Raw genomic sequence first — 6,936 nt, 5'->3', positions numbered from 1 at the left:
GGGGGTGCGGCGGGGTTGACCGGGTTCGGGGCGGGGCTGCCGGGGCCGGGGTGGTCGCGCGGCCCGGCGCTTGCGGGGTGCCTCCCCCATCGCCCACCCGTGCCGCCCTGGGGGCATCTCCCAGGCCCTTGAGGCACTGGGGGAGGCGCGACTGCCTGAAGGGGGCGGGAACGGGGGTGGGGGCGTGTGTGTCAGCGGCGTTTGCGGTGGAGGGCGATGGCGGCCGCTGTGCCGCCGGCCACCGCGCCGACGCCCGCCGCCGCCGGGATGCCGACCTTGGCCGCCTTGCGGCCGGTGCGGTAGTCGCGCAGGCGCCAGTCCATGCGGCGGGCGTGTTTGCGGAGCTTGGAGTCCGGGTTGATCGCGTAGGGGTGGCCGACCAGGGACAGCATCGGGATGTCGTTGTGCGAGTCGCTGTACGCCGCGCAGCGGCCGAGGTCCAGTTCCTCCGCCAGGGCGAGGGCGCGTACCGCCTCCGCCTTCGCCGGGCCGTGCAGCGGTTCGCCCACCAGTTTGCCCGTGTACACGCCGTCGACCGACTCCGCCACCGTGCCGAGCGCGCCCGTCAGCCCCAGCCGGCGCGCGATCACCTGGGCGATCTCCACCGGCGCCGCCGTCACCAGCCACACCCGCTGCCCCGCGTCCAGGTGCGCCTGTGCCAGTGCCCGGGTGCCCGGCCAGATCCGCTCGGCCATGTACTCGTCGTAGATCTCCTCGCCGATGGACTGCAGCTCGGCGACGCGGTGGCCCTGGACGATGGAGAGCGCCGAGTCGCGGGCCTCCTGCATGTGCTCGGGGTCCTCGACCCCGGCCAGCCGGAACCACGCCTGCTGCCAGGCGAACCGTGCCAGCTCGCGCGTCTCGAAGAACTTCCGCTTGTACAGTCCCCGCCCGAAGTGGAACAGGGCGGCGCCCTGCATCACCGTGTTGTCCAGGTCGAAGAACGCGGCGGCCCGTTCGTCCCCGACGACCGGGAACTCCGGTTCGCGTTCGGAAACCTCCTGGGTGGACTTGCGCGCTGCCTCCGCCGAGGCCTCGCCTGCCAGCACACTTCGTGCCGTGGCGGAGCGCCTACGGGGGGTGAGCCATCCGAGAGCGGCCATGGCGTGAGCATAGCCAGTCGGCGCGGATGTTCCGGAGCCGAGAGGTTCGAGCCTCGTGAACTCTCCGGGGCCGGGGCGTCGGGGCGCGCGGGACAATGACCCGTATGAGCCCACTCTTCCGCCGCAACACCCCGGCCGCCCCGCAGGACCGGCTCGTCACCCTCGTGCGCAAGCCCGGCTGCCATCTGTGCGACGACGCGCAGGTGGTGGTGGAGAAGGTGTGCGCGGAGCTCGGCGTGCCGTGGGAGCACAAGGACATCACCCAGGACCGGGAGCTGCACGACCGGTACTGGGAGCAGATCCCGGTCGTCCTCGTCGACGGCCGTCAGCACACCTTCTGGCGTGTGGACGAGGACCGTCTCCGCAGGGCCCTCACCGACTGACCGGCCAGTCCAAACCGGCCGGAAAGTCGCTTAGGATCGATGGTGGCTTGGTCTCGGGGGCGGGATTCACAGAGGAGAGTGTGCGGTTTTGCCCCCAGAAGGAAAGGAACGGTGGCGCTCGTGCGCCGGTTCCTCACGAGTGCGCCGGGGGCGCGTGACCCCGGTCACGTTGGCCGGGCAAATCGGACACAATCTTTGTGCACGCGTTCACAAAGACATAGCCTGCATTCGACGGGGCGGTCCGGGGACGTATGACCTGACGTATGACCGCCTGAAGCCCCGCTCTACCCGCAGGAGCACCGTGGCAACTGGCCGAACTCACCGACCGGCGACCCGTAGCCGAGGGATTCCCGAGGCCACCGTCGCCCGCCTTCCGCTGTACCTCCGCGCCCTCACCGCGCTCTCCGAGCGCTCGGTGCCCACGGTCTCCTCGGAGGAGCTGGCGGCCGCCGCGGGGGTCAACTCCGCGAAGCTGCGCAAGGACTTCTCCTACCTGGGCTCGTACGGGACCAGGGGCGTCGGCTACGACGTCGAGTATCTCGTGTACCAGATCTCCCGCGAACTCGGTCTGACCCAGGACTGGCCGGTCGTGATCGTGGGAATCGGTAACCTCGGCGCCGCCCTCGCCAACTACGGCGGGTTCGCCTCCCGCGGTTTCCGGGTCGCCGCGCTGATCGACGCCGACCCCGCGATGGCCGGGAAGCCCGTCGCCGGCATCCCGGTGCAGCACACCGACGAGCTCGAGTCGATCATCACGGACAACGGCGTGTCGATCGGCGTGATCGCGACCCCCGCCGGCGCCGCCCAGCAGGTCTGCGACCGTCTCGTGGCCGCCGGTGTCACCTCCATCCTGAACTTCGCGCCGACCGTGCTGACCGTCCCGGACGGTGTCGACGTGCGCAAGGTGGACCTCTCCATCGAGCTGCAGATCCTCGCCTTCCACGAGCAGCGCAAGGCCGGCGAGGAGGCCACGGCCGAGCCCGTCGCCGCCCCGGCCGCTCCCCGCAAGCAGTCCGCCGCCGACCAGGGGCCCGACGGGGACGTACCCGCCGTGATGCCGGCATGAGTCTCCTCGTCGTCGGACTGAGCCACCGCAGCGCGCCGGTCAGCGTGCTGGAGCGGGCCTCGCTGAGCGTGGACGCGCAGGTCAAGCTGTTGCAGGACACGGTCGCCGCGGAGCCCGCCGCCGAGGCCGCGGTCCTCGCCACCTGCAACCGCATCGAGCTCTACGCCGACGTGGACAAGTTCCACGCCGGTGTCGCCGAGCTGTCCACGCTGCTCGCCCAGCACAGCGGGGTCGGCCTGGAGGAGCTCACTCCTTATCTCTATGTGCACTACGAGGACCGGGCCGTCCACCACCTGTTCTCGGTGGCCTGCGGGCTGGACTCGATGGTCGTGGGCGAGGGCCAGATCCTCGGCCAGATCAAGGACGCGCTCGCCCGCGCGCAGGAACTGCACACCGCCGGGCGGCTGCTGAACGACCTGTTCCAGCAGGCACTGCGGGTCGGCAAGCGGGCCCACTCCGAGACCGGCATCGACCGCGCCGGGCAGTCCCTGGTCACCTTCGGCCTGGAGCAGCTCGCCGTCGGAGCGCCCGTCGAGGCGTGGGCGCGGGGCAAGAAGGCGCTGGTCATCGGCGCCGGTTCGATGTCCTCGCTGGCCGCGGCCACGCTCGCCCGGGCCGGTGTCGGCGAGATCGTGATCGCCAACCGCACGCCCGAGCGCGCCGAGCGCCTCGCGCGGATCCTCGGTGAAGGCGACGACACGGACGTGCTGGCCCGCGCGGTCCCGATGGGATCGGTGCCGTTCGAGCTGACACGTGCCGACGTCGTCGTCTCCTGCACCGGCGCGACGGGACTGGTCCTCACGGCCGACGCGATCGCCGCGGGCGTCGAGGACCGGGTCGGCGAACGGCCGGCCGTCGGGGCCGCCCCGGTCGAGGAGGCTCCGGTCGAGGAGGCTCCGCTCCCGCCCACCTCCGTGGGCGCGGAGGAGGGCTGCCCGCTGGACCTGTCCGCCGTACGGCCCGGCTTCTCCGTGATGGGTGAGGCCGCCGTCGCCGGAATGGACGCGGCGACGCTGGAGCAGCACGCCGCGTGGGCCGCGGGGACGACCGTCGACCGCGGCCGGACCGGTCGGACCGGCCGCAGCGGTCCGGAGACCGACGCCGAGCTGATCGGCGCGCTCGCCGCGACCGTGTCCACCGTCGGCCGGATCCCCGAGCGGCGCCGCCCGGAGCCGGTGGCCGAGCCGCCGCGTCCCGAGCCCGTGCTGTTCCTGCTGGACCTGGCGATGCCGCGCGACATCGACGCGGCGGCGCACCGGCTGGCCGGCGTGCGTCTCGTCGACATCGAATCGCTCGCGGAAGCCTCCGCGGACGCTCCGATGGCTGCCGATGTGGACCAGGTGCGGCGTATCGTCTCCGACGAGGTCGCCGCGTTCGGGGCGGCACAGCGGGCGGCGCACATCACGCCGACCGTCGTCGCCCTGCGCACCATGGCGGCCGATGTGGTGGCCGGCGAGATCGCCCGTCTGGAGGGGCGGCTTCCCGGCCTGGACGACAAGCACCGCGCGGAGATCACCCAGACCGTGCGGCGGGTGGTCGACAAGCTGCTCCACGCGCCGACGGTACGGGTCAAGCAGCTCGCGGCCGAGCCCGGCGGCGCCGGGTACGCGGACGCGCTGCGCACCCTGTTCGACCTCGACCCCGAGACGGTGGCCTCCGTCTCCCGAGCCGAGGAAAGCACCGAGAAGAACGCAAGGAACCGAGGGCCGGCATGACTGAGAAGGCACTGAGGCTGGGGACCAGGCGGAGCAAGCTCGCCATGGCCCAGTCCGGGCAGGTGGCGGAAGCCGTGAGCCAGGTGACCGGACGGCCCGTCGAGCTCGTCGAGATCACCACGTACGGTGACGTCTCGCGCGAGCACCTCGCGCAGATCGGCGGCACGGGTGTGTTCGTGGCCGCGCTGCGCGAGGCACTGGCGCGGGGCGAGGTGGACTTCGCGGTGCACTCGCTGAAGGACCTGCCGACCACACAGCCCGACGAACTGGTCGTGGCGGCCATCCCGGTGCGCGAGGACCCGCGCGACGTGATGGTCACGCGCGACGCGCTGAAGCTCGCCGACCTGCCGCGCGGCGCCCGCATCGGTACGGGTTCGCCGCGCCGCATGGCGCAGCTGAACGCGTACGCGCGCAGCCACGGCATGGACATCGAGACGGTTCCGATCCGGGGCAACGTCGACACCCGCATCGGGTACGTCCGCAAGGGCGAACTCGATGCCGTGGTGCTGGCCGCCGCCGGGATGAACCGGATCGGACGCAGTGACGAGGTGACCGACTTCCTGTCGGTCGACACGGTGCTGCCCGCTCCCGGCCAGGGGGCACTGGCGGTCGAATGCGCCGCGGACGACGCGGAGCTGATCGCCGCGCTCGCCGAACTCGACGACCCGCTCACGCGGGCCGCCGTGACGGCCGAGCGTTCCCTGCTCGCCGCCCTGGAGGCCGGCTGTTCCGCCCCTGTGGGCGCGCTGGCCGACCTTCCCCCACTTTCGGCTCCGCTGGAGCGGGGGGACTTCCGGGCCGACAGGCAGATTGTCAAGGAAATGCGCCTGCGCGGCGTCGTCGGTTCGACCGACGGCTCGACGCTGGTGCAGCTGTCCACCACCGGTCCCGTGCCCGAGACGCACGAGGCGGCGATGGCGCTCGGTCGCGAACTCGCCGCCGAGATGCTCACGCAGGGCGCGGCCGGTCTGATGGGGGAGCGAGCACAGTGAGCCCCACCACCCTTCCCGCCCCTCCGGAACACGGGCACGTCACCTTCCTCGGTGCCGGACCCGGGGATCCGGGACTGCTGACCCTGCGCGCCGTGGAGGCGCTGGCGAACGCGGACGTCCTCGTCGCCGAGCACGAGGTGCTCGACGTCGTACGCACGCACGCGAGGCAGGGCGTCGCCGAAGTGCACACGGACTCCGACACGTCGGATCCGGGCACGGGCACGCCCCAGCTGACGGTCGTTGACGGCGCGTCAACAACCACCAGTGCCCCCGCGATGCGGGATGCGGCACATCTTGTCATGGAGGCCGCGCGGGGCGGCAGGCGGGTCGTGCGTGCGGTGTCCGGTGATCCCGGGCTCGACGCGTACGCCGCCGAGGAGATGCTGGCGTGCGCCTCGGCCGGGGTGCCGTTCGAGGTCGTCCCCGGTGTCGCGGCGGCGGTCGGCGTACCCGCGTACGCCGGTGTGCCGCTGCGTGACGCCCAGGGTGCGGACGTCCGCTTCGTGGACGCGCGTACGGCCTCGGACCGTTGCTGGACGGAGGTCGGGGCGTCGGACGGCACGGTGGTCGTCTCCACCACGCTCGACTCCGTGGCCGCCGCGGCGGGCGAACTGGTGTCCGCCGGACGCAAGCCCGACACCCCGCTGACGGTGACCGTCGCCGGTACGACGACCCGGCAGCGCACCTGGGCGGCGACGCTCGGCACGATCGCGCAGACGCTGAAGCAGGCGAAGGTGCTGCCGTCCCCGGACGGCGGCCGGCCGGTGATAGCCGTGGTCGGTGAGCGCAGCGCCCCCGCCCGGCGCGACCAGCTGTCGTGGTTCGAGTCCAAGCCGTTGTTCGGCTGGAAGGTGCTCGTCCCGCGGACGAAGGAGCAGGCGGCGTCGCTCTCCGACCAGCTCCGCTCGTACGGCGCCGTGCCGCACGAGGTCCCGACGATCGCGGTGGAGCCCCCGCGCACCCCGCAGCAGATGGAGCGGGCGGTCAAGGGCCTGGTGACGGGCCGCTACGAGTGGATCGCGTTCACGTCGGTCAACGCGGTGAAGGCGGTCCGCGAGAAGTTCGAGGAGTACGGCCTCGACGCGCGTGCCTTCGCGGGCATCAAGGTCGCGGCGGTGGGCGAGCAGACGGCCAACGCGCTGATCGCCTTCGGCGTGAAGCCCGACCTGGTGCCGAGCGGTGAGCAGTCGGCGGCGGGCCTGCTGGAGGACTGGCCCCCGTACGACCCGGTCTTCGACCCGATCGACCGCGTCTTCCTGCCGCGCGCCGACATCGCCACGGAGACGCTGGTCGCGGGCCTGATCGAGCTGGGCTGGGAGGTCGACGACGTGACCGCCTACCGCACGGTCCGCGCGTCGCCGCCCCCGGCGGACACCCGTGAGGCGATCAAGGGCGGCGGTTTCGACGCGGTCCTGTTCACGTCGTCCTCGACGGTCCGGAACCTGGTCGGCATCGCGGGCAAGCCGCACAACGTGACGGTGATCGCCTGCATCGGCCCGGCGACGGCGAAGACGGCCGAGGAACACGGCCTGCGCGTCGACGTGATGGCCCCGGAGCCGTCGGTCCACAAGCTGGCGGAGGCCCTGGCCGACTTCGGCACGCGGCGCCGGCTGGCCGCGCTGGACGCCGGCGACCCGGTGACCCGGCCGAGCGAGCGGCGGCCGGGGGCGCGCAGGC

The 6,936-nt window shown here is 72.6% G+C and carries 6 protein-coding genes; 5 read left to right on the top strand and 1 reads right to left on the bottom strand.

Annotation, left to right across the window (positions count from 1 at the left end):
• Positions 1 to 191: 191 nt before the first annotated feature.
• Positions 192 to 1,103: an HAD family phosphatase gene (locus B7767_RS15980; protein ID WP_085572775.1), complete on the bottom strand. Its 912-nt coding sequence runs from the start codon at positions 1,101 to 1,103 to the stop codon at positions 192 to 194.
• Between the two features lie 104 nt (positions 1,104 to 1,207).
• Here B7767_RS15980 and B7767_RS15975 point away from each other — a divergent pair, with 104 nt between their 5' ends.
• From B7767_RS15975 to B7767_RS15955, 5 genes are all read left to right on the top strand, one after another.
• Positions 1,208 to 1,486: a glutaredoxin family protein gene (locus tag B7767_RS15975; protein WP_085572774.1), complete on the top strand. Its 279-nt coding sequence runs from the start codon at positions 1,208 to 1,210 to the stop codon at positions 1,484 to 1,486.
• A 301-nt stretch (positions 1,487 to 1,787) separates the two neighbouring features.
• Positions 1,788 to 2,552 (top strand): redox-sensing transcriptional repressor Rex, encoded by a 765-nt coding sequence (locus tag B7767_RS15970; RefSeq protein ID WP_085572773.1) that lies wholly within the window; start codon positions 1,788 to 1,790, stop codon positions 2,550 to 2,552.
• A complete protein-coding gene (locus B7767_RS15965) occupies positions 2,549 to 4,267 on the top strand; it encodes a glutamyl-tRNA reductase (protein ID WP_085572772.1) in 1,719 nt (572 codons plus the stop codon). Before B7767_RS15970 ends, B7767_RS15965 begins: the two co-directional genes overlap by 4 nt.
• Positions 4,264 to 5,259 carry a hydroxymethylbilane synthase gene (hemC, locus tag B7767_RS15960; protein WP_085572771.1) on the top strand — a complete coding sequence of 332 codons (996 nt, stop codon included), beginning with the start codon at positions 4,264 to 4,266 and terminating at the stop codon, positions 5,257 to 5,259. Before B7767_RS15965 ends, hemC begins: the two co-directional genes overlap by 4 nt.
• Positions 5,256 to 6,936: bifunctional uroporphyrinogen-III C-methyltransferase/uroporphyrinogen-III synthase (locus tag B7767_RS15955; RefSeq protein WP_085572770.1), on the top strand; the 1,681-nt coding region annotated here is incomplete at its 3' end. The genes hemC and B7767_RS15955, both read left to right, overlap by 4 nt.

This window comes from Streptomyces sp. 13-12-16 (assembly GCF_002114215.1).
Classification (GTDB): domain Bacteria; phylum Actinomycetota; class Actinomycetes; order Streptomycetales; family Streptomycetaceae; genus Streptomyces.
This window is presented reverse-complemented; position numbering and strand designations above follow the sequence as displayed.

What these genes read in the sequence shown, in the direction of transcription:
- B7767_RS15980 (WP_085572775.1), bottom strand. Translation starts at nt 1,103, where the DNA reads ATGGCCGCTCTCGGATGGCTCACCCCCCGTAGGCGCTCCGCCACGGCA.
- B7767_RS15975 (WP_085572774.1), top strand. Translation starts at nt 1,208, where the DNA reads ATGAGCCCACTCTTCCGCCGCAACACCCCGGCCGCCCCGCAGGACCGG.
- B7767_RS15965 (WP_085572772.1), top strand. Translation starts at nt 2,549, where the DNA reads ATGAGTCTCCTCGTCGTCGGACTGAGCCACCGCAGCGCGCCGGTCAGC.
- hemC (WP_085572771.1), top strand. Translation starts at nt 4,264, where the DNA reads ATGACTGAGAAGGCACTGAGGCTGGGGACCAGGCGGAGCAAGCTCGCC.